The following is a 22,304-nucleotide window of genomic DNA, read 5'->3' on the forward strand; positions in this document are numbered from 1 at the left end:
AATAATTACATAACGCACATGGCCAATTCTATTATGCATCGGCTTTTAGTACGACTTTAATGGCATTGTCACGGCGCTGTTCAAAGATATCGTACCCTTCCGCAACCTGTGATAACGGTATAGTGTGGGTAATAAGGGGTTTCATATTAAGTTTTCCCTCTTTAATTAAGTCAATTAACTCGGGGATATGATTGGCCTTAAGTAGCCCCATTTTGATCGTGATATTTTGGATCCACAGTTTTTGCATTTCCAAGGCCTGTGCTTTTTCAAATACTCCAATTAAAGAAACAGTCCCTCCTGGCCTAACGCCAGCAATCGCTCCTTTGAAGGTTGGCTCAAAACCGTTGGCTTCGATTGTTACATCAGCACCACGACCGTTGGTGAAATCTCTTAAAGCCTGCGTAACATCAACTTTTTGAGGATTCAACCCATAATCAGCCCACCCTTGCTTTATTGCAAAATCAAGCCTAGATTCATCTATGTCTACAGCGACAATTCTAGCAGGCCCCCAAAGGCGGGCAGTTGCCATAGCACACATGCCGACAGGGCCAGACCCGAACACTGCCACAGTATCTCCAGGCTGAATATTGCCGTTTTCAGCTCCAAAATACCCTGTTGAAAGGATATCTCCGACGAACAAGACATCTTCGTCAGTTAAACTGTCCGGAATTAGGTATAGTCCATTATCAGCATAAGGAACTCTAACTAAATCGGCTTGACAACCATCAATTTTATAACCGAAGATCCAACTGCCATCTTCACATCGTGAATATAGTCCACGTTTACAATAGTAACACTCCATACATTGAGTGACACTGGATACGGCGACCTTATCCCCTTTCTTAAACTTATTGACACCTGTTCCGGTTTCGATGACTTCACCACAGAATTCGTGTCCGATAATTCTTCCTGCTTCGACTTCGGGCATTCCGCCGTTCCTGATGTGTTTATCAGTTCCACAAATGGTTGAGGTGGTCACCCTGATTATTGCGTCTGTTGATTTAAGAATTTTCGGGTTAGGTACTTCATCAAGACTCATTTTCTTGGGACCATGATACACAAATGCTTTCATAATAATCCTCCCCTTCAAATAACATCTTTTTATAATTCCATTATATTCTTTGTTTTTCAATTATTCAATGAATTTTCTGAATAATTATAATATTGATCGGGGGTTGCCAGCAACCCTACCCTATTTCTTGCAAGGGGGTGGCTACCCACCCATCCTTAGTGCGTATAATGACGTTGTTATAGTTCGTGTAATTAGTATTACACGAACTATAAAGCACTAAAACAGGGTGTTTTATGTGTATAATTACCCTACTCAACAACTCGTCTTTACTTTTACTTCCACCCCAGTGAGTGCAGTTAGGGCAGTTGCCTTTGTTCTTAGAATTTATTGTGTCATAATGCCAGCATTTAGCCTTTTCCAAACTGCATCACTTCTTTCTACCATATTGTGGCAATTATAACAGACAAAGCATAAGCTGTATTATCTTTAGGTAAAGGAGGAATTCAAATGGCATTTGGTGCTGATGCAGCCTGTGGTCCTGGATTCGGTGCTGGAATTGCAATCGTCGTTGTTATTATTCTTCTGCTTATCGCTTTGGGTATTGTATTCTAAATCTTAAATCTTAAATCTTATTTTTATACAAGGAGGATATATTATGTACGGATATGGAGTAGGTCATTATCCACACATTTCGCCTGTTGGTGCTCCACCACATGTTGGACCTATTGTAAGCTGTTGCCCACCTATTGCTCCTATAGCCCCCGTTGGCGCTGGTGTAGGTGTAGGGATTATCGCTATCGCAATCTTGATTCTTATCGCCTTAGGAGTAATCTTTTAATACGAGAAAGGAGATAGGCTTATGTTCTGGCGTTTCGGATTCTTTTCTCCATTCTTTTCCCCATTTTTCAGCCCGTTCTTTTGGTGGTAAACAACGTGTGGCCAGGCTGTGTGTCTGGCCATTCTCATTGTCATATTCATCAATTGTCTAAGTGATAGGAAGTGATTGAATATGCTTAAAGAAGATATCGATTTAAGTTTGGTCTACAAAGAAAGAGTCGGTGATATTCTTTTTCTTCTTGGGACAATTTTAGCTATAATATCAACTTATCAAGCTGAACAATCTATCGTTACTAAACTATTAAGAATTAAATCTACACAAGATAACTCTGCAAATACAACTGCACTAGCAAGTTGGCTTTTCTTTACTGCAAGTATAATCTTTGCTAATGTAGCAATTATTAGATTGGTAGAACTAAAACAACCGACTAATTCTAAAGTATCACCTTCAATATTAAGAGGCAGTAAATTTACGGTCATTGGGAATATTTTTAAGGTCGTTGGTTTTGGATTAGCCGCAATTGGTAATCAATTGAAGGCGAATAGTTTAAACGATACCTTTACAAAAAGAGCCTTACGGCTCCATAATCGCTAAAAGAGAAAGGCGCCCCGTTTGGGTACGCCTTTTGACAGTGTTTCTTACTTATAAAATTCTACAATACAAGTTTAACACATCCAATATGTCATGTAAATTTCACGTTTCTTTCACAGATATTTCAATAGATAAAAACCCACTATACCTCTAACCGCAAGCCATCCACGCCAAAAAAGTAGAATTGCGAGCTCATCGATCATTTCGTTTCGCCACCGGCGCACGGACGATTCATCACAATGGATTTCGGCAGCTACGAGTTGGATTCTCTCAGACCATTGGATCGTTCTCTTATCCGGATCAATTGTAAAGCTTTTGAATAACACTTAAACTGATCTTTCGTAAAGCTTCAAATTCTTAAAGTTGAGCATGACTGATGAGGAAGGTAAGTTGGCTTGTTTTAAGCTTTTGTGCTCTTTTATCCAGATTGGGAACTTCCCGATGAATTTTAGCCAAATTTGAAAAATAATTCACATATCACATCTGCATACATTTTTATAGATTTCATCAATAGAATATCCAGCTTTAATTAAGGGCGAAATAATATCTTGCTGTAAATCAGGCACATATATTTTTAGAGCTTTAAAATTTCCCCAAATTATATACTCTCCCAAAGATGCGGGTATAAGTACTGTTTCACCCTTTTTAGCATAAGTTGTACCTTCATAATATTTAATTAATGCCTCACCTTCAATAAAAAAGTAAATATAAAATTTGTTACCCTTTGCATTCTCTTCAAATTTTTCACTTATATTTAATAACTCTAAAGAGAAGTATCTGTTAGAAAGCTTATAAGTTTTTGTTGAGCCTGAGTCAATTGGCAAATCAAGCCCCTTAACCTTAGCCATATTACAGTTTGTATTGAAATTTATAACTTCAAGTGCTTTTTCAATATGAAGAGTCCTACTATTACCTTTTTCATCCAAGCGGTTATAGTCATATACCCTATAGGTTAAGTTTGAATTCTGCTGTATTTCTGCTAAAACAATACCCTTACCTATTGCATGAACTATGCCTGACTGTACATCGATCGTATCTCCAGGAAATACATTAATATAATTAAGACAGGATTCAATTTTATTTTCACAAACTGACCTGGAGAAAATATCCTTATTAATACCTGATATTAAACCATAAACAATTTTAGCATTGGGCTTTGCATCAATTATATACCAAGCTTCATGCTTTCCAAACACATTATTTTCATTGATGCGTGCATACTCATCATCTGGATGAACTTGCACAGAAAGCTTGTCATTTGCATCAATTAATTTAAATAGTAATGGAAAGTATGTTTTATGATGCTTCCATATATCTAAGCCCATCACATCCTGAGGGCATTTTTCTATCAATTCTTTAAGGCTTAATCCTTGAAATATCCCATTAGAAATTATACTAATACCATCCGGATGGCTAGACACTTCCCATGCTTCGGCGATTTTCCCTTCAGGCAGGGCTTTACCTAACTTTTCAAGATTTCTCCCCCCCCAAATATAATTTTTATAAGCAGGCCTGAATTTTAATGGATATAACAAATTAATACCTCCAGCTTTTAAAATTACGCTGGTAGATATTATGTTAATTTAAAAAAAATATGACATATTAGGATACATATTTACATCACATAATTGAGCTTATGAACATATCATGCTAACAGGTATGGCATGAATAGCATTCAGGGATTTTAATAACCCAATTTTAATTAACAGAGAGGTTTTTAGATGAAAAAAGCATTAATTGTTGGTATTACAGGACAAGATGGGTCATATCTAGCAGAGTTATTGCTTGATAAAGGGTATGAAGTTCATGGCATTATTCGTAGAAGCAGTTCCTTTAATACCCAAAGAATCGATCATTTAGTTGAAGAATCCAATGATGAGCAAAGGTTTTTTTTACATTTCGGAGATTTAAGTGATTCAGGAAGCTTAAGCAAATTAATTTATAAGATTGGCCCTTGTGAAGTTTATAATCTTGGTGCTCAAAGCCATGTCAAAGTTTCTTTCGAAATCCCCGAATTCACATCGGATGTGAATGCCTTAGGTACTTTACGGCTTCTGGATAGCATGAAAGAAGTAAATCCGGAAATTAAATTTTATCAAGCCTCCTCAAGCGAATTATTTGGCATGGTAAGAGAAACACCTCAGAATGAGAATACGCCCTTTTACCCAAGGAGCCCTTATGCAGCAGCCAAACTCTATGCTTACTGGATAACAGTAAACTACAGGGAGGCGTATGGTTTGTATGCCTGCAACGGAATTTTGTTCAATCACGAATCCCCAAGAAGAGGAAAAACCTTTGTAACGAGAAAGATAACTACAGGTATTTCCAATATATTAAAAGGAAAGCAGGACAAGATCATCCTAGGTAATATAAATGCAAAGAGAGACTGGGGCTTTGCCGGCGATTATGTGGAAGCAATGTGGTTGATGCTCCAGCAGAAAGAGCCAGAAGACTTTGTAATAGCAACCGGAGAGACACATACCGTAAAAAAATTTTGCGAACTTGCTTTCAGAAATGTAGGCATTGATTTGCTATGGGAAGGTGAAGGAATAAACGAAAAGGGTATTGATAGTAGCTCAGGAAGAGAGTTGATAAGCATCAGCAGCAAGTATTTCAGACCAAGTGAGGTTGATTTACTGCTTGGAGATGCCAAGAAAGCAAAACAAAAACTAGGCTGGACTCCAAAGGTATCCTTTGAGGAGTTAGTTAAAATGATGGTTGATGGTGATATAAATTCATAAGAAAGTTGAATATTGTGTGTAAAGGAGGTTTCGAAATTGGAAAAAGATAGCAGAATTTATGTGGCAGGGCACACGGGAATGGTTGGTTCTGCCATAGTCAGATGCCTTAAGAGCAAGGGATATAATAACATTATATCTAGAACACATGGAGAGCTTGATTTGACAAATCAAGCTTCTACAGAAAAATTTTTCAGAGACGAAAAACCGGAATATGTCTTTCTGGCTGCAGCCAAGGTAGGGGGAATACATGCAAACAGTAATTACCCTGCCGACTTTATAATGGAAAATATGCTTATTGAATGTAATATAATAAAAAGTGCACATGCAAATAGTGTTAAAAAATTAATGCTTTTAGGCAGCTCGTGTATTTATCCCAAAATGTGTCCGCAACCTATCAAGGAGGAATATCTTCTTACAGGAGAGTTGGAACCTACCAATGAAGCATATGCATTGGCCAAAATATCAGGAATTAAAATGTGCCAATCTTATAACAAACAATATGGTACAAAGTATATTAGTGTAATGCCTGCCAGTCTTTACGGCATCAACGATAGGTTCGACATAAATAACTCGCATGTTATTCCTTCTATGATTATTAAAATAGACAGTGCTAAAAAGACAAACAGACCGTTTGTGGAATTGTGGGGTACCGGAACGCCTTTGAGGGAATTCCTTTATGTAGATGACATGGCCGATGCGTGCCTATCCCTGATGAAGACTTATGAAGGTAACGATTTTATTAATATAGGTTCCGGACAAGAAATCAGCATAAGAAACCTAGCAGAAACAATTAAGAAGGTTGTAGGCTATCAGGGTGAGATATTATTCGATGCAAGCAAGCCGGATGGGACACCGAGAAGGGTATTAGACAATACGAAAATCTGTGCAACCGGATGGAATCCCAAGGTCGAGATGGAGGAGGGAATTAGCAGAGAATACGATTATTATTTAAACCATATTATTTAAGGAAAATGACGATAAAAAGAAGAAGCCATCTCTTGTAATATTTTGCAAGAGATGGCTTCTTCTTTTTCCAGGTATTTACTTGTCAGACAACTGCTCTAATACCTCTAATTGAGAATACAGTAGAGCCTCTGACTTTGTTTTAAATGTATAAAGCTTTCTTTTTATTCCCTCATATTCAAAATTAATTTTATTGACCTCCTGATTCGCATCATTTACTAGTTTTCGGGCTGTTGTTTCAGCTTCTTCAATAATGGTTTTTGCTTTTTCACATGCACTCTCTTTAATAGTATTACTTGTATGGTGAGCAATTATTACGGAATGCTGCAGGGATTCTTCAATCGATTTATAGTGCTGTACTATTTCATCCAACACAGAAATACGACTTTTTAACTCGTTTATTTCATTCGTAATATTGTTGTAATCACTGTAATCACTAATAATTTTAGTTAGCATTTCATCGACCTGGTTCTTGCTGTATCCAATTAAAATTTTATTAAAATTTATGCTTTCTAAATCGTCAGGAGTATAATTCATGAGATCCTCTCCTTAAATAAATATACTTTTCTATATAATACTTATTTTCTAAAATTAGAGATATTCATTATTTTAAATAATAACAAAAATATTTTTACTGTATCCACTCTACAATTTGCTCCCAATAGGCATAATATCTCTCTCCTTGGTATTAAACTGGAGATGCGTGAAATCCCGGGTTGTAATCATATCAGCTACTTTTTTGGCCCAAGTTAAATTATTAACATAAGCATAAAATCTTGCTCTGTCAATAAATGTTGCTATGTCTTTATAATACCGGCTTATTCGTTTAACGAAAGCTTCGCCAAGATTATCAAGAATAACACCCACATCATAGGCAGGATCTCCTATACCAGCTATATTAAAACCTATTACTCCATTAATACGATTTGAATCCCTATCAAAGAAAAAATGGTACGGTGCTAAATCAGCATGAATAAGAGCCGGCTGAAATTCTATAAAATCCTCGTTTTCCAATAATGGCTTAAAAACCTGTTTTATATATTCCTTTGAATAGCTTCCGCAGTAAGGATAGACTTTTCTTTGTATATCTTCATATTCTGACAACCAGCCTTCTCTTGTCAGGTCAACTGAGATTTCATTAATGTTTTTGCTATTTACATTTTTAAGGGGAATGGAATGTAATTGTTTAAAAAAAACACCAATTTGTTCGGCAATACAATCCTGATCTCTATTTTCCAACAGAAGGACTTCAGTCCGAAATAGGGGCATTCCCTTAATAAGGTTGCATTTTGCTATACCTTTGTCCAGGTATTCAATTATTGGCAAAGGCATGTCGACATATCCTCTTATAAAATTAATAAAATTCACTTCATTATTGAGAAAAGCTATAGTCCAATCATATTTCGAAAATTTAAAAACGTATTCATCGTTAATGATCATAATATCATTGTGTTTCCCATCACTTAAACTAAATTTAATATTAGATATATTAAGCTCAGGAAATTTGGTTTTTACGTATTCTACATATTTTACCTCTTTTTCAACCATCTAAATATCGCCCCCGTTTTTAATATCATGTCTTAATACATGAGAACGCTATATTTGCCAAAGAAGAAACTATAAATTAGTTTCTTCTACGTTACTTTCTTAATATATAAGTTTAATATTTGTGTCAGGCCAATCTTTCAAACGCAACACCGTATTGGAGAGGTTTGAATAACCGTTGCCTATGAAAAAGTCGCACTGCGAAGCCAGATACGTATCTTTTATTATTTCGATGGTATCTTTTTTAAGCTCAACACCTTTGTGTCTTTTATTTGGGTAGTCCAAAAGGAAGGTTGCTATGCGTTCCTGAAAAGGTCTTTTTTTACTATCGGTATACATCAGCAGATCATTTACACCATATAACCGTTTGTACTGCCTAAGGATTTTATTTGAGTCGGTAACTAGAAATAAATGTCTTGCATTATATCTAACAACAAACTGCCAGATATGTGGTTTATAAAATTCATTAAGGTTGTAAATCTGTGCAACTTCGTTGACTATGGCTTTTCCCGTCACATGGATTCCGAGGATTGGCCGCTCATCTCTAAAATTAGGATTTGTATTAATAAACTTCTGTATTTCCCTTTTTATCTCGGGTTTCAATTTAAGATACTTGTCAAAAAGCTGCCGGTATATCTGATGAGGAGTCTTGCCATATGCCCAGTGCTCACGTTTAATCCAGGGCAGCATAGCTCTTAACGGATAATACACATCACTTACGACTACATTGGCATTGCTATTCATCATACTTTTTAAATCACGATGCTCCATTTTTAGTTTATCGATATCCTCTGTCAATACATTTTCATGATTCCATGTCGGTGGATAATACGTAAATTGCGCACGTATTATATCATTAGTAGTACCGCTGGATACGGGTTCGAAAAACAATTCAAATGAATTGGTACTTAACGATTCACTATATTGGCTTTCCATCCCCCAGTAAACGACCGGAATTCGGTTGGTCAGTTCGGCTGCAAAAAGCTGGCACATAACATGATCCACATCCGCCCAAAAGCTATATCCACATGCTTTGATAAGCAGGAATCGGCTAGTCAACATAGATGTTAACACCTCCATAAAATTCCGGATACTCAAGTTTGTGGTTCTTTTTTTCGTTTGCTTTTCTACGCTTTTCTAGCTTGACCCTTTTCTTGGCCAGTTTCCTTTCAAGCTTTAAATCCCTGTAGAAGAGCTTTACATTTGCTTCAGGCCAGTCTTTTAAACGTTTTACCGTATAAGACACATTTGAATAACCATTGCCTATAAAAAAATCACATTTTGCGGCAAGGTATGTGTCCTTTATAATTTCTATACCCTTACGCCTTCTAACCGAATATTCCTTTAAATGCGCAGCGTTATTGGTATCATTTAACAAGCTCCTCCTGCAATCGGTAAATACGACCATAGAACCATACCGCTGATGAAATTCCTGCACAACTTCTTCGCAATCGGTTAATAACAAAATCTTCTTTATATCGTATTTTTTAATGCAATTATTTATTTCAATATGGTACTGTTTATTAAGGTGAGATAGATCTTCTACCTCGCGTACTTTATCGCCTCCTCTTATATGGATTCCTAATAATGGGTGTTCCCCCTTAAGCTGTGCATCGTAGAATTCCTGTATTTCCTCTTCAATGTCCGGTTTAAGCTTGATATATTTATCAAAAAGGCCGCGGTATATCTGGTGGGCTATCATCCCATATGCCCAATGGTCTTTCGTAATAAAATTAAGCATTGGACGTATAAAATAATGAACATCACTCACGACTACATTTGCATCACTGCTCATCATATCTCCGAGGTTACGGTACATCCATGCAACCTTATCCAAATCCTCTATCATAAGATTCTTGGAATTCCAAATAGGAGGATAATAGGTATACCCCGGTTGCACTAGATCATGAATACTGTAATCCGAAATCGGCTCAAAATACAGCTCAAATGCATTAGACTGGAATGAATCACCGTACAAGCTGTTTGTCCCCCAATAAACAACAGGAATCCGGTTGGTCAATTCTGCCACAAGCAGCTGGCCCATAACATGATCTACATCAGACCAGAACCCACAACCCCAGGCTTTTATCAATAAAAATCGATCGTTTGGCATTTTCCCACCTCCATGCAAACGAAATCTGCTAATCTTTTTTGAAAAGCTTTTTAATCCATTCAGTAATAACTCTAAATATGCTTTTTTTACGGCAAGCGAGCAGCTCTACATTAACCGGATATTTGCGCTTTTTAAACAAATAATAGAGGAGTCTGATATTATTATTAGGCCACTCTTGTATATTTGTTACAGCGTGAGAAAGGCTAGAAAAATCATTACCTATGAAAAAGTCACACTTTGCAGCAAGATAGGTGTCCTTTATGATTTCAATTCCTCTACGCCTTTTCACCATGGGATTTTCCATATAGGAAGCTTCGCCATCGATTGGAATTCGCTTGCACTCGGTAGACACCACCATTGAACCATATTTTTGTTGGTATTCTTTCAATGTTTCTTCACAATCAGTAAGCAAAAATATTTTTTTAACATTATATTTTTCGATATATTTACTTATTTCCTCATGATATATTTTGTTAGGCTCCAAGGCTTTACGTTTCTTTCGTAACTTATATATTTTCACATGTTTACCCATTGAATTTTTTTGATTTTCACTATAACTTTGAGTAGAACCTTTAAAGTTATTTTTTTTATAATTATCTAAATCAAATACTTGGTCTTTATCAACTCTGCGTACATGGACTGCCAAGACAGGTCTGTCATCCTTAAGCCACGAATTGTAAAAGCCTTCGATTTCTATATTTATATCTTGTTTTATTTTAATATACTTATTAAAAAGATAACGATATATCTGCTGAACCGTCATGCCATATGCCGAATGAGACTTTTTAATAAAGGGAATTAGTTTATAAACATCAAAATAAACATCACTTACAACGACATTGGCATTGCTGGACATTATTTCGCCTATATTGCGATATATCCAGGTTTCTTTACTCTGGTCCTCAACCAGCAGGTTGTCATGATCCCATACAGGTGGGTAATAGGTGTACTCAGGCTTGACGATGTCAAAGATTGTATAGTTGGAAATGGGCTCAAAATATAATTCAAATCCGTTTGTATAAACAAACCCATTGTGCAAGCAATGCGTAGGCCAATAAACAACAGGAATGCGGTCTGTCAGCTCAGCTATAAGAAGCTGACCTAACACATGTTTTACATCCTCCCAAAGAATATAACTCCAGGCTTTAATAAGCAGGAATCTATCATTTGGCATCTTCAATCACCTCAGCTAAATAAATTTTCCTATTATATTATGCAGATCACCATTAATCTGTGAATGAAAATTATTTAAAACAATAAAGAAAACTTGGCTTGCGCCAAGCCTCTGGCGTAGGCGGAAGCCTTAGTTGCACTTATGCTATCTGCCGGAAATTTATACTTTCTGTTAGTATAAAAAAGGGTGATTTCGCTTAACCTTAAATATAGATATTGCTAATTTCACCCTTTTTAAATTAATATCTTATATCCTATTCCATTCTATCGTACGAGCTAACCCTTCTTTAAAAAGTTTAAAAGGCGGAAGTTTAAATTCTGTGCATATCTTGGTAATATCCAATTCAACACGGTTTGGAGAAACTTTAATATTTTGGGATGGAAGTTGCTGTGAAGCTGCTACTGTTAGAGTGCTTCCGGTTAGTGAACAGATCTCCTCGGCTAAGTTTCTTATCATAATCCTGTCCTTTCCTCCCACATTGTAGACAAAATCTTTGCCGTACAGGAGTACGTTAAGCAGCATTAATACAGTGTCGGCGATATAGCAGAATGTCCTTACCTTATTTCCGTCATCAAGCATAATAATTCTATGGTCATTCAAGGCTTGCTTTAGAAAATGCCCAAGTACACGCTCATCGTGAATATTCACTCCAGGACCATAGCTCATTGATATTCTGGCAACCTTTACATCTACTGATTCAAAGTTTTTGTAAGAAAAGCATAATGTTTCTCCCATTCGCTTTGATTCTGAATAGATTGACCTTATACTAACCGGTGAGCAGAGACCTGGATAATCTTCTGGAGTAGGAATATTTTTTTCATCCGGATCGCCGTAAACCTCTGATGAGCTTAAAAATAGAAATTTAGAACCGTCTTTTTTGGCTTTTTGCAGCAACTTTTCTGTTACTGATGTATTAAGGTGTATTGTTTCAGAATAATTTTGCAAAAACTTTCTGGGCTGCGCATAAGTTGCTCCATGTATGATGTAATCCGCCTTGCTCGGGAAATCAAGGTGATTTTCCGTGGTAAGATCCACCGCATAGAACTCGTACTTATCATTGAATATATCCCGCAGCTTATCGCAGGGAGAATGCCTACTCAGGGCTACAATATTTATACCTGCGTTTTCAGTAATATTGGCTAAATGAAACATATATACTAAATACGTTCCGATAAGACCGTTGGCTCCGGTAATATAAACAGTTTTATTCTTAAATGGAGTCAAGTCGATTTTCTTTATATATTCCAAGCAGTCTTGTTCAATGATTTTATCCAAATTAACTTCCTCCTTTCTTTACGATTTCAACAAATTAATGACTTGAGTATAAATCTTTTCAGAATCAGGGTAATATGCTTTTTCCAAAACATCACTTGCGGGTGTTGGTACATCCGCACAACATACTCTGATTATCGGTTTTTTTAGCAGATGAAATGCCTTTTCACAGACGAGAGCAGATATTTCTGAAGCTGCTCCACCGCTCTTGCACCCGGTATCGGTTATTAAAAGCTTTCCTGTTTTCGCAAGAGATTCAAAAATGATGTCTTCATCTATTGGCTTTATTGTCCTGAGGTCTATGACTTCTGCTGATATATTTTCAGCCTGGAGCTTTTCAGCAGCTTTTAACGCTTCGATCACCATGTAGGACACTGCTACTATGGTTATGTCGCTCCCTGTCCTTCTTATTACACCCTTGCCGAAGGGTATAGAGTAGAGGGATTCGGGGACATTGCCCATTGTTTTATACAACCACCGGTGTTCGACAAATAGGACCGGATTGTTATCCATTATACTGGAAACCAGTAAACCTTTAGCATCATACGGCGTGGCAGGAACGGCAATCTTCAACCCAGGTACATTCATTAACATACCCTGAATACACTGTGAATGCTGTGCTCCTGAACCCCAGCCGCGCGCACTGACCGTACGGATTACGAGCGGAACTTTTACTTTTCCGCCAAACATATAGCTCCATTTAGAGGCATGATTCACCAGTTGGTCTAAAGAAAGCAATAAAAAGTCCATTCGACTGTGAACAAAAATAGGCTTTAAACCTGCCATTGCAGCTCCGGCAGCTATACCGGTCAGCGAGTTTTCAGATATAGGTGTATCAAACACCCTCTCCCTTCCGTATTTTTCATGCAGGCCTTTTGTTGTGCCAAATACTCCCCCCGGATCATCAACACCTTCGCCAAAGACAAATACGCTTGAATCTCTGGCCAGGGATTCATCTATTGTTTCAAAAATTGCATCCTTATAGGAGATAACTCTATCAGATTCTGAATTATCCTTAAAAAGGAAATTTTCTAATTTTTCGACTTGAACTGTTGTCCAGGGCATAATAAACCTCCTAAAGAATAGAATTTTATTACTTGTTCAATGACGTTAGTCAGCGAAAACAAAATCCATAAGTTCCTCCGGTAAAGGCTTTGGAGAATTCTTTGCAAAAGTGAAAGCATCATCAATAAGTTGGTCTATTTCTTCATCTATACTTTCATCCATTTTATCATTCAGAACCCCTGTCGCTTTTAGGTAATCAGCATACCATTTTATCGGGTCTTTAGAGATCCAGTAATCATATTCCGACTGCGGTCTGAATCCTATTCCAACATCGTTTACTGTTCCTATATGCCCTTTCCACCTATAGGTAATGCATTCTATAAAGGTCGGACCTTCGCCGTTTCTGCATCTTGATACTGCATTTTCAGCATATTCCGATACTTTTAATACATCATTCCCGTCGATCTGATAGCTTGGAATACCATAGCCATCAGCCCATCTATAAATACTTTCGCCACTATGTCTTTGGGACTGATGCGAATTTATAGCCCAATGGTTATTTTCACAAATATATATAACTGGCAGCTTTTTCAATAAGGCAAAGTTCAAGCTTTCGTGGAACGTTCCTTCATCTACGGCCCCATCTCCGAAGAAGATTACTGTTACCTTATCATTATTTTGCAGCTTTGAAGCAAGAGCTGTTCCTGTTCCAAGTGGAATGTTACCTCCTACAATAGCTGTCGACCCTAGGATTCCAACTTCCGGGTCAATCAAGTGCATCGAACCCCCTCTACCGAGAGAGCATCCTGTTTTCCTCAGATACATCTCCGCTATCATTTTTTTTAGATCTCCACCTTTGGCTATATATTGTGCATGAGAACGGTGTGTTCCGAATATATAATCATCCTTCCTGAGATGTAGGCATACACCTGCGGCTATAGCTTCCTGGCCTATAGACAGATGTATGGGAGTTTTCATTTCATCATATTTGTATTCCTCTTCAATTTTGCGCTCGACTTTCCTGATCGTTTGCATGGTTTTATAGAGTCCGATCAGCTTTTCATTTTCTAACATTTCACATACTCCTTTCATCGAACACTATATATGCACACGATGTATTACTTAGGTACTGACTAATGCTTGTTAACAGAAGTCATTTCTGGCCAGCAGCAAATTTTTCTGTTCAAACTTAAAAGTACCTCTAATAAACGAGCAGTTTAATTTGTTAAGAGGACTAATATAAGAGCTTGATACAATTATCCTGCCAATCTTTTAGCTCACTAATGGCTCTGGACACATTGGAATGTCCGTTTCCTATAAAGTAATCACACTTTGCTGCAAGCCATGTATCTTTGATAACTTCACTACCTTTGCGTTTTTTATCAGAGTAATCCTGATAATGTACGCCCATATCATTTTCTGAAACCCTTTTGCAATCGGTATGAATTACAATATCTCCATATAATTTCTTGTATTCTGAAAGAATATCGCTGCAGTCCGTCATGATAAAAATACGCGCAGAAGGGTTGGACTTAAGATATTTGTCAATTTCAAGGGGATAACGCTTATTAAGCTCCTTTAAATGAGGAACTTCACAAATTTTATCGCTGCTACGGATATGAACTGCAAGTATGGACCTTTTTATCATATTCACACGATAAAATGAGTCTATTTCATCCAAAACATTGGGCTGCAGCTTGATGTATTTCTTTAACATATGACTGTATAAATCACGCGGACTACAGCCATATAACGGATGGCCTTCTTTGAGCCACCGTGCTATTTCTTCAATACCTACATGAAAATCATTGATCAATACGTTCGCACTGCAGTTCATAATGCTGTAAAGATCAAGGTATTCCTCCCCCAATTTTTTAGAATTATTGCAAAATAAATTTTTGGAATTCCATTTTGGAGGATAATAGGTAAAATCTCCATTCATAAGGTCATGTACTGTACAATCCGATACAGGTAGAAAAAATTGCTCAAAAGTGTTTATTTCTTCTGAGATACTATACAGGCTGTTTTTACCCCAATAAACAACTGGAATTCTTTGAGTAAGCTCAGCTGCTAGAAGCTGCCCAAGAACATGATGCATATCCCACCAGAAACCAGCCCCTAGGGTTTGAACAAGTAAAAATTGATCATTTGACATTTTAAATCACCCCCCCCCACCTAATGGCTTATCAATATGATATTCTATTATTGCTAATTTAGTGCAATAGGAATGAAATTATATAACTATATTAAGCTTTCATAGCCATTGAGTTTTAACATCTCTACAAGAGATTTGACATCCTGGGCTCTATCCCTTGGGCATACTAAAGTCGCATCTTTTGTAGCTACTATTATCATGTTTTCAACACCGATTGTAGCAATTAGGACTTCATTGTTATATATTACTGAATTACTTGTGTCTATACCAAAATGGCTGCCCTTAATTGAATTTCCCATCGTATCCGAACTGAGCGTTTTTGATAAGGCATCAAGACTTCCTATATCATCCCAATCAAAATAACCCTTTACTACACGGATGCATTTGCTTTTTTCGAGAACTCCTTTGTCAAAGGATATATCCTGTATTTCGCTATATGCTTTTTCAATGTATGCGTAGAAATCCTGTCCCTCCGCATGCTTTATAGCCTGATAAATTTTTTCGAAATGTCCGGGAAGAAATAGCCTTGTGTTGTCTATTATCGTATCTATGCTACCTAATAAGATACCGCTGTTCCATAAAAACTCTCCTGATGCAATGAACTTTTTTGCAGTATCAATATCAGGTTTTTCAATAAATCGGTGTACTTTAAATACATTTTCATCACTATCCGTATCTGTATCAATGTGTATATACCCATACCCCGTGGCGGGATATGAAGGAGCAATTCCGATCATGACAAGACTATTGGTGTTTTCTGCTGCCTGGTAAGCATGATCTATGGCAGTCCTGTAATCGATATGGCTTTTAACGTACCCGTCTGCCGGTATAAAACACAATAAGCCCCGACCGATTTTTTCTTTTAGCAGCAGTGAGGCATAAGCAATACATGCAGCAGTATTCTTTCGCATAGGTTCCAATATTATATTTGAAAAAGGTATTAAATTCCTAACAGTATCCTGGGTTATATCAAGCAGATTTTTATTTGTTATAATGAAGCATTTTTCTGCCGGAATCATTTCACATATACGCTCAATCGTTTGTACCAGCATACATTTGCTGCCTTCGGCACTTATGAACTGCTTCGGTTTATACTCCCTTGAGAGGGGCCAAAGTCTAGAACCTGTGCCGCCTGCCATTATAACTGCATATTTTTCCAAATTACTCACACTCCAAATCATTTTATATTTTATAATATTCTGGCTCTAACCATTGGTAACCCCTTTTACCAAACATTTGAAGCACATTTTAATTTATTTTATGTCCTTGGAATATAAGTGGTTCCTATCTAAAATGTCAGAACGTGTAACTCTAATTAGCTAGTTAACATAAAATAGCAAAAAAAAATAACATTTTGAATGTTAAAAAAATCCAGAAAGTCATTTTCTATCATTGAATATCATCGTTTTTTCCCTCAAAAAGCTTCCCTTCAAAATTGCTGCAAAAGCCTTATTTTATGGGCTTCTCAGCCCGAGTTATCAGAATTATGCACTCAACGTGGCTCGATAGCACAAAAAGAGGTTGTATCTTTTTAAAATACAACCTCATACTCTCTATATAAAGTGTTTCATCCTCTACTATATTCTTTTCATGATTCGTAGCATACAGCCGCTCCAGTTTCCAATACACTCGCAATATATTTTTATACTTCAACATGCACCGGATGAACCAGATAAGCATCAAGATTAACAAAATTTGATTTCATAACAACACATATGTCCGTTCAATGCTTTTCTGAAAACCAGACAAATGTTTGACCTGATTAAGAGGATTCCCTTTCCTCGTCCATTCATCTGGCGCAGCGGAGGATAAAAAAGTCCCCGAAAGAACGTGAGGATTTTTGGGTGGAACCTTCGCTTCACTCTTTGTTTGTTTCATTCGTTATCCTCATTCAAAGTATTTTTCTAGCCTTACATTATTTTAACGAACTAAACCGTGAGTGTCCAGCTATTAAAGCATCACTCCTTCACTAGTTTCCATACTAAGACCAGGTATCTAAATATAGTCCTATTTTAATACCTGGTCTTAGTAAAGTCCAGAAAAAAGCGGAGGCTTCATGCTCTGAAACCTCCGCTTTCTTGATTAAGCAAATTCCATACCTTAGTATGAGTACTATGGTAACGGATGACACGCGTTTTCTCCTTCCTCCGGCTTAGACATTTTCTGAGGATTGTGCGCGATTCATATCTTTATAGATATAAGCCAGTTCTTTGTCAAAGAGAGAACGTTTCATGTCCACTGACATGGCTCGAACCCGCTTGAGGATCTCATTGGCTTCGTCTTCTGAAATTTCATGCCCATATTCATCCCGGAATTTCGCTTTAATCGAGGCGGTTCCCGAGTGTTTACCAATCACGATTTGACGTTCCAGCCCGACTTCTTCCGGTCGAAAGGCCTCATAATTTGAGGGATTCTTCAAAGCTCCATCGGCATGGATCCCCGATTCATGGGCAAACATATTACTTCCTACGATAGCTTTCCACACCGGTAACTCCCGGCCCGATGCCCGAGCTACAAATTCAGACACTTCAACAAAACGTTCCGTTACGAAGTTCAGGTCAATATCCATCAGATGTTTAAGCGCCATGACGACTTCTTCCAGAGCGGCATTTCCCGCTCTTTCACCCAGTCCGTTCACAGTAACTCCAACATGGGTTGCACCTGCTTTAAGCCCAGCTAAGGCATTAGCTGTTGCCATACCGAAATCATTATGGGTATGCATTTCAACATCAATTCCCGTTCTCTCAATCAATTCCGATATCCGATCATAGGTTTTAAACGGATCAAGAATTCCGACCGTATCACAGTAACGCAGGCGGTCAGCCCCCGCATTTTTAGCTTCTTGGGCATACTGAACTAAGAAATCCATATCCGAACGGGAAGCATCTTCCGCATTTACCGAAATATAAACTCCCTTTTTCTTGGCATACTCTGTTGCCTTAACCATGCGTTGCAAGACGTCTTCACGCGTTGTTTTCAGTTTGTGCTCAATATGAATATCGGAGGTGGAAATTGAGATTGCCACCGCATCACACCCACAAGCTAATGAGGCATCAATATCTTTAAGAACGGGTCGGTTCCAACCCATAATGTTGGCTTTAAGCCCAAGCTTCACAATATCCCCGATCACGCGCTGTTCATCCCCACCCATAACCGGAATTCCAGCCTCGATCTGCTCAACACCAACATCATCCAACATCCGGGCGATCATCAATTTTTCCTGGTTTGAAAAGACTACCCCCGCAGTTTGTTCCCCATCTCTTAAGGTTGTATCCACAATCGTTATGTGCTTTTTGACCATAATTATTCTACCTCTCTTCCGTAGGGTTATAGCCTGTTTTATTATACTATCACAAACCCTCGTTTGTTTTAACTATTATATCATACTTATATTGTATACTTATACAGTTCAACACAATTTTAATGTAAATTATTTGTAACTCGAAAAACGATAATTCAAAGAAACGCTTCTTCTGATCAACCTAGAAGGCTGAAAAGAAAGAAACGCATCCTGAACCCACTCAAATTCATCTCAACTTCAAATCGCTGTGAATCAAGCTAATATTAATTCTACTGCTGAGCTAGGCGCTCCTGCAGCAGGTTATTTACTACACCAGGGTTGGCCTGTCCCTTCGTTGCCTTCATCATCTGGCCGACCAAGAAACCGATTGCCTGTTTTTTCCCAGCCTTGTAATCCTCCACCGATTGGGGATTTTTAGCAATGATTTCATCAACGATTTTCAGTAAAGCCCCTTCATCACTGATTTGGGCTAAGCCTTTTTCTTTAACGATGACGTCAGGGTCTTTGCCAGAGGCAAACATCTCCTCAATGACCGTTTTCCCAATTTTTCCGCTGATCGTTCCTTGATCAATCAGGTCAAGCAACTCTCCAAGCTGTTGGGGCTTAACCGGAGATTCTTCCAAGCTGACCCCTTGGGCATTAAGCAACCGTGTATATTCTCCCATGGTCCAGTTGGCCAGGTTCTTTACATCACCGTAACTCTTCAAGGCTTCATCAAAAAAGTCTGAAAGCGCTTTACTGTTTGTAATCACACCCGCATCATAATCGGATAAGTCAAGAGATCTTAGCCGTTCTCTCCTTGCCGCGGGGAGTTCTGGCAGAGTTTGACGAATTCGCTCGACCCATTCCCGACCGATGACAAGCGGAGGCAAATCCGGTTCTGGGAAGTAACGGTAGTCATGAGCGTCCTCTTTGGAACGAAGAGATAAGGTGATTCCCCGTCCCTCATCCCAAGTCAGCGTTTCTTGGATGACTTCTTCCCCATCATCCAAAAGCTGGGCTTGACGGGCCATCTCATATTCCATACAGCGCCTGACCGAGCTGAAGGAATTCAAGTTCTTCGCTTCTGTCCGAGTGCCGAATTCCTTTTGTCCCCATGGTCTTAACGATAGGTTCACGTCAAAACGAACCGAGCCTTGCTCCAGCCGACAATCCGAAACTTCCGTATATTGCATGATCCTTACCAATTCTTCCAGGAAGGCTAGAACTTCCGTAATTGAGCGCAGGTCTGGTTCGGACACGATCTCAAGAAGTGGGACCCCAGTCCGGTTATAGTCTACCGAGGATTCAAAGGAAGTCGAAATCGTTTCCCCGCTGTGCACGAGTTTCCCAGCATCGTCTTCCATGTGGGCACGCGTAATTCCGATTCGTTTCTTTTCGCCCTCAACTTCGATCTCAACCCAACCCTCTTTACAGATCGGCAAGTCATATTGTGAGGTCTGAAAATTTTTAGGAGCATCCGGGTAGAAATAGTTTTTTCGATCGAACTTGGAGAATTCAGCAATCTCGCAATTTAACGCCAATCCGGCTTTTATGGCAAAATTGACCACTTCCCGATTCAGCACGGGTAAAACACCTGGCAAACCCAAACAAACCGGGCAAGTATGCGTATTTTGCTCGCCCCCAAATTCGGTTGAGCAATTACAGAAAATCTTCGTTTTGGTTGCGAGTTCCACATGAACTTCGATCCCACAAACCATTTCATAGCGATCCGTTATACTCATCTTAACGCGCACCTCCTTTGACCAAGCTAGGTTTCCGCGTGTGGAAATCCGTATTTTGTTCGAAAGCATGAGCAACGCGATAGAGAGTTCCTTCTGAGAAGGGACGACCCATAAGTTGCATTCCGACCGGCATCCCCTCAACAAAGCCCGCAGGAAGTGAGAGCGACGGTATGCCCGCGAGGTTAATCGGGACCGTACAGACATCCGATAAATACATCGTTAAAGGATCTCCTGATTTCTCGCCAATTTTAAAAGCGGTCGTCGGTGCTGTAGGAGATAGAAGTACATCGAACTGGGCAAAGGCCTGGTTGAAATCATTTTGAATGAGGGTTCTGACTTTTTGCGCCTTTAAATAATAGGCATCATAATAACCCGCGCTTAAAGCATAGGTTCCTAGCATGATCCGGCGTTTAACCTCTGCTCCGAAACCTTCCGAGCGAGTCTTTTTGAACAAGTGCAGAACGTCCTCTGCTCCTTCAGCCCGGTAACCATAGCGCACTCCGTCATAACGGGCGAGATTCGAGCTAGCTTCAGCTGTTGCCAGTAGATAATAGGCCGGCATGGCGTATTCTGTATGAGGGAGGGAGCATTCTTCAACGATAGCTCCTAAGCCCTGTAAAGTCTCAAGCACTTCTTCCAGCACTTTTTTGACGCCAGCATCTAAGCCTTTAGCGAAATATTCCTTCGGTACACCAATCCGCAGCCCTTTCACGTCTTGAGTCAGGAACTCCGAATAATTCGGAATCTCAAAAGGAACGGAAGTTGAATCTTGGCGATCATAACCGACGATTTCCTGGAAAACCCGTGCATTATCCTGGACGGTTTTCGTAATCGGCCCAATTTGATCGAGGGACGAGGCAAAGGCAATTAACCCAAACCGAGATACAGCTCCGTAGGTCGGTTTAAGCCCCACTACTCCACAAAAAGCTGCCGGTTGGCGAATGGATCCACCAGTATCTGAGCCTAAGGTGAAAACTGCTTCCTCAGCAGCGACTGCCGCGGCCGAACCACCCGATGATCCTCCAGGTACCCGTTCTAGATCCCAAGGATTGTGCGTTGTAGAAAAGCGAGAGTTTTCCGTAGAAGAGCCCATGGCGAATTCATCCATGTTCAATTTTCCAAGTAAAACGGCTCCTGTCGCTTTGAGTTTTTCGACAACGGTTGCACTATAGGGTGGGACAAAATTCTCAAGCATTTTTGAGGAACAAGTTGTTCGAATACCTTCCGTGCAAAGGTTATCCTTCAGCGCCATCGGAATTCCCTCTAATGATCCGATTTCTTCTCCCCGCGCAATTTTCGCGTCGACCTGTGAGGCTTGGCTCAAGGCTAAATCTTCTGTCACCAGAAGAAAGGCCTTCACTTCCGGATCAAGTTGTTCTATTCTATGAAGCATCGATTGGGTAAGCTCAACCGCACTGATTTTCTTCGCGGCTAAGAGCTCATGTAATTCCCCAATGGATTGGGATGTGATCTCCATGCTTAGCTGTTCTCCCTTCTACATCTCTCTACCTTCGAATTAGCTTCAGTCAGAGGCTCTAAGTAACTCCTTCTGAAGTATTTCCCTTCATCAGACTATACGCGGCACCTTGAAAAAACCATCTTCCGATACGGGGGCATTCGCCAACACCTTTTCCCGTTCCAAAGAGGGCTGGACCTGGTCCTCGCGGACAACATTATGTAGCGGTACCGCGTGGGCCGTGGGGGTAATCTCATCCGTATTTAACTGGTCTAACATCGCTGCATAATCAAGGATTGAGTTAAGCTGTTCTGTATAGGTTGCAACTTCCTCTTCAGAAAGTTCTAAACGCGCTAACATAGCGACATGTTCCACTTCTTGACGTGAAATTTTCACTGGAATCACCATCCTTTG

22 protein-coding genes are annotated in these 22,304 nt (G+C 39.0%); 4 read left to right on the forward strand and 18 right to left on the reverse strand.

The features are described 5' to 3' along the window. Positions 1-31 precede the first annotated feature (31 nt). The gene (locus tag VM640_RS03170; protein ID WP_325389847.1) at positions 32-1,072 is read right to left on the reverse strand and encodes an alcohol dehydrogenase; all 1,041 of its coding nucleotides are present in this window, start codon (positions 1,070-1,072) and stop codon (positions 32-34) included. A gap of 595 nt (positions 1,073-1,667) precedes the next feature. Between VM640_RS03170 and VM640_RS03175 the strand changes: the two genes are divergently transcribed. Both VM640_RS03175 and VM640_RS03180 read left to right on the forward strand, forming a co-directional pair. Beyond that, on the forward strand, positions 1,668-1,850 hold the full coding sequence (locus VM640_RS03175) for a hypothetical protein (protein WP_325389849.1): 183 nt from the start codon (positions 1,668-1,670) through the stop codon (positions 1,848-1,850). A gap of 171 nt (positions 1,851-2,021) precedes the next feature. Beyond that, complete coding sequence (locus tag VM640_RS03180) at positions 2,022-2,444, forward strand: hypothetical protein (protein ID WP_325389851.1); 423 nt, start codon at positions 2,022-2,024, stop codon at positions 2,442-2,444. Between the two features lie 110 nt (positions 2,445-2,554). Here the strand turns inward: VM640_RS03180 and VM640_RS03185 are convergent, their stop codons facing one another. Further along, positions 2,555-2,767 carry a hypothetical protein gene (locus tag VM640_RS03185; RefSeq protein WP_325389853.1) on the reverse strand — a complete coding sequence of 71 codons (213 nt, stop codon included), beginning with the start codon at positions 2,765-2,767 and terminating at the stop codon, positions 2,555-2,557. Between the two features lie 144 nt (positions 2,768-2,911). Beyond that, positions 2,912-3,976 carry a type I phosphomannose isomerase catalytic subunit gene (locus VM640_RS03190; RefSeq protein ID WP_325389855.1) on the reverse strand — a complete coding sequence of 355 codons (1,065 nt, stop codon included), beginning with the start codon at positions 3,974-3,976 and terminating at the stop codon, positions 2,912-2,914. Between the two features lie 186 nt (positions 3,977-4,162). Between VM640_RS03190 and gmd the strand changes: the two genes are divergently transcribed. Beyond that, positions 4,163-5,182: a GDP-mannose 4,6-dehydratase gene (gene gmd / locus VM640_RS03195; protein WP_325389857.1), complete on the forward strand. Its 1,020-nt coding sequence runs from the start codon at positions 4,163-4,165 to the stop codon at positions 5,180-5,182. A gap of 36 nt (positions 5,183-5,218) precedes the next feature. Further along, positions 5,219-6,148, forward strand: a complete 930-nt coding sequence (locus VM640_RS03200; RefSeq protein WP_325389859.1) for a GDP-L-fucose synthase family protein — start codon at positions 5,219-5,221, stop codon at positions 6,146-6,148. A 75-nt stretch (positions 6,149-6,223) separates the two neighbouring features. On the opposite strand, the gene VM640_RS03205 is transcribed toward VM640_RS03200, so the two are convergent. From VM640_RS03205 to gatC, 15 genes are all read right to left on the reverse strand, one after another. After that, positions 6,224-6,682, reverse strand: a complete 459-nt coding sequence (locus VM640_RS03205; protein ID WP_325389861.1) for a DivIVA domain-containing protein — start codon at positions 6,680-6,682, stop codon at positions 6,224-6,226. 108 nt (positions 6,683-6,790) lie between these two features. Further along, positions 6,791-7,693, reverse strand: a complete 903-nt coding sequence (locus VM640_RS03210; RefSeq protein ID WP_325389863.1) for an aminoglycoside phosphotransferase family protein — start codon at positions 7,691-7,693, stop codon at positions 6,791-6,793. A gap of 99 nt (positions 7,694-7,792) precedes the next feature. Next, positions 7,793-8,752 (reverse strand): O-fucosyltransferase family protein, encoded by a 960-nt coding sequence (locus VM640_RS03215; RefSeq protein ID WP_325389866.1) that lies wholly within the window; start codon positions 8,750-8,752, stop codon positions 7,793-7,795. Beyond that, complete coding sequence (locus VM640_RS03220) at positions 8,742-9,803, reverse strand: O-fucosyltransferase family protein (protein ID WP_325389868.1); 1,062 nt, start codon at positions 9,801-9,803, stop codon at positions 8,742-8,744. Before VM640_RS03220 ends, VM640_RS03215 begins: the two co-directional genes overlap by 11 nt. A 28-nt stretch (positions 9,804-9,831) precedes the next feature. Next, complete coding sequence (locus VM640_RS03225; protein ID WP_325389870.1) at positions 9,832-10,977, reverse strand: O-fucosyltransferase family protein; 1,146 nt, start codon at positions 10,975-10,977, stop codon at positions 9,832-9,834. Positions 10,978-11,223: 246 nt separating this feature from the next. Then, positions 11,224-12,252, reverse strand: coding sequence for an NAD-dependent epimerase/dehydratase family protein (locus tag VM640_RS03230; RefSeq protein ID WP_325389872.1), 1,029 nt, complete (start codon positions 12,250-12,252; stop codon positions 11,224-11,226). An 18-nt stretch (positions 12,253-12,270) separates the two neighbouring features. Continuing rightward, positions 12,271-13,314 carry an alpha-ketoacid dehydrogenase subunit beta gene (locus tag VM640_RS03235; protein WP_325389874.1) on the reverse strand — a complete coding sequence of 348 codons (1,044 nt, stop codon included), beginning with the start codon at positions 13,312-13,314 and terminating at the stop codon, positions 12,271-12,273. A gap of 45 nt (positions 13,315-13,359) precedes the next feature. Beyond that, on the reverse strand, positions 13,360-14,328 hold the full coding sequence (locus VM640_RS03240; protein ID WP_325389876.1) for a thiamine pyrophosphate-dependent dehydrogenase E1 component subunit alpha: 969 nt from the start codon (positions 14,326-14,328) through the stop codon (positions 13,360-13,362). A gap of 160 nt (positions 14,329-14,488) precedes the next feature. Then, positions 14,489-15,409 carry an O-fucosyltransferase family protein gene (locus VM640_RS03245; RefSeq protein WP_325389877.1) on the reverse strand — a complete coding sequence of 307 codons (921 nt, stop codon included), beginning with the start codon at positions 15,407-15,409 and terminating at the stop codon, positions 14,489-14,491. 86 nt (positions 15,410-15,495) lie between these two features. Next, positions 15,496-16,569: a mannose-1-phosphate guanylyltransferase gene (locus VM640_RS03250; RefSeq protein WP_325389879.1), complete on the reverse strand. Its 1,074-nt coding sequence runs from the start codon at positions 16,567-16,569 to the stop codon at positions 15,496-15,498. Positions 16,570-17,110: 541 nt separating this feature from the next. After that, on the reverse strand, positions 17,111-17,287 hold the full coding sequence (locus VM640_RS03255; RefSeq protein ID WP_325389881.1) for a hypothetical protein: 177 nt from the start codon (positions 17,285-17,287) through the stop codon (positions 17,111-17,113). A gap of 274 nt (positions 17,288-17,561) precedes the next feature. Then, positions 17,562-18,710, reverse strand: coding sequence for a homocitrate synthase (gene nifV / locus VM640_RS03260; RefSeq protein ID WP_325389883.1), 1,149 nt, complete (start codon positions 18,708-18,710; stop codon positions 17,562-17,564). 269 nt (positions 18,711-18,979) lie between these two features. Continuing rightward, positions 18,980-20,434: an Asp-tRNA(Asn)/Glu-tRNA(Gln) amidotransferase subunit GatB gene (gene gatB, locus VM640_RS03265; RefSeq protein WP_325389885.1), complete on the reverse strand. Its 1,455-nt coding sequence runs from the start codon at positions 20,432-20,434 to the stop codon at positions 18,980-18,982. A gap of 1 nt (position 20,435) precedes the next feature. Beyond that, complete coding sequence (gene gatA / locus VM640_RS03270) at positions 20,436-21,911, reverse strand: Asp-tRNA(Asn)/Glu-tRNA(Gln) amidotransferase subunit GatA (RefSeq protein ID WP_325389887.1); 1,476 nt, start codon at positions 21,909-21,911, stop codon at positions 20,436-20,438. A gap of 90 nt (positions 21,912-22,001) precedes the next feature. Beyond that, positions 22,002-22,286, reverse strand: a complete 285-nt coding sequence (gene gatC / locus VM640_RS03275) for an Asp-tRNA(Asn)/Glu-tRNA(Gln) amidotransferase subunit GatC (RefSeq protein ID WP_325389889.1) — start codon at positions 22,284-22,286, stop codon at positions 22,002-22,004. Between the last annotated feature and the right edge of the window lie 18 nt (positions 22,287-22,304).

Origin of the sequence: Desulfitobacterium sp., from assembly GCF_035539115.1 — a bacterium.
Classification (GTDB): Bacteria; Bacillota; Desulfitobacteriia; order Desulfitobacteriales; family Desulfitobacteriaceae; genus Desulfitobacterium_A.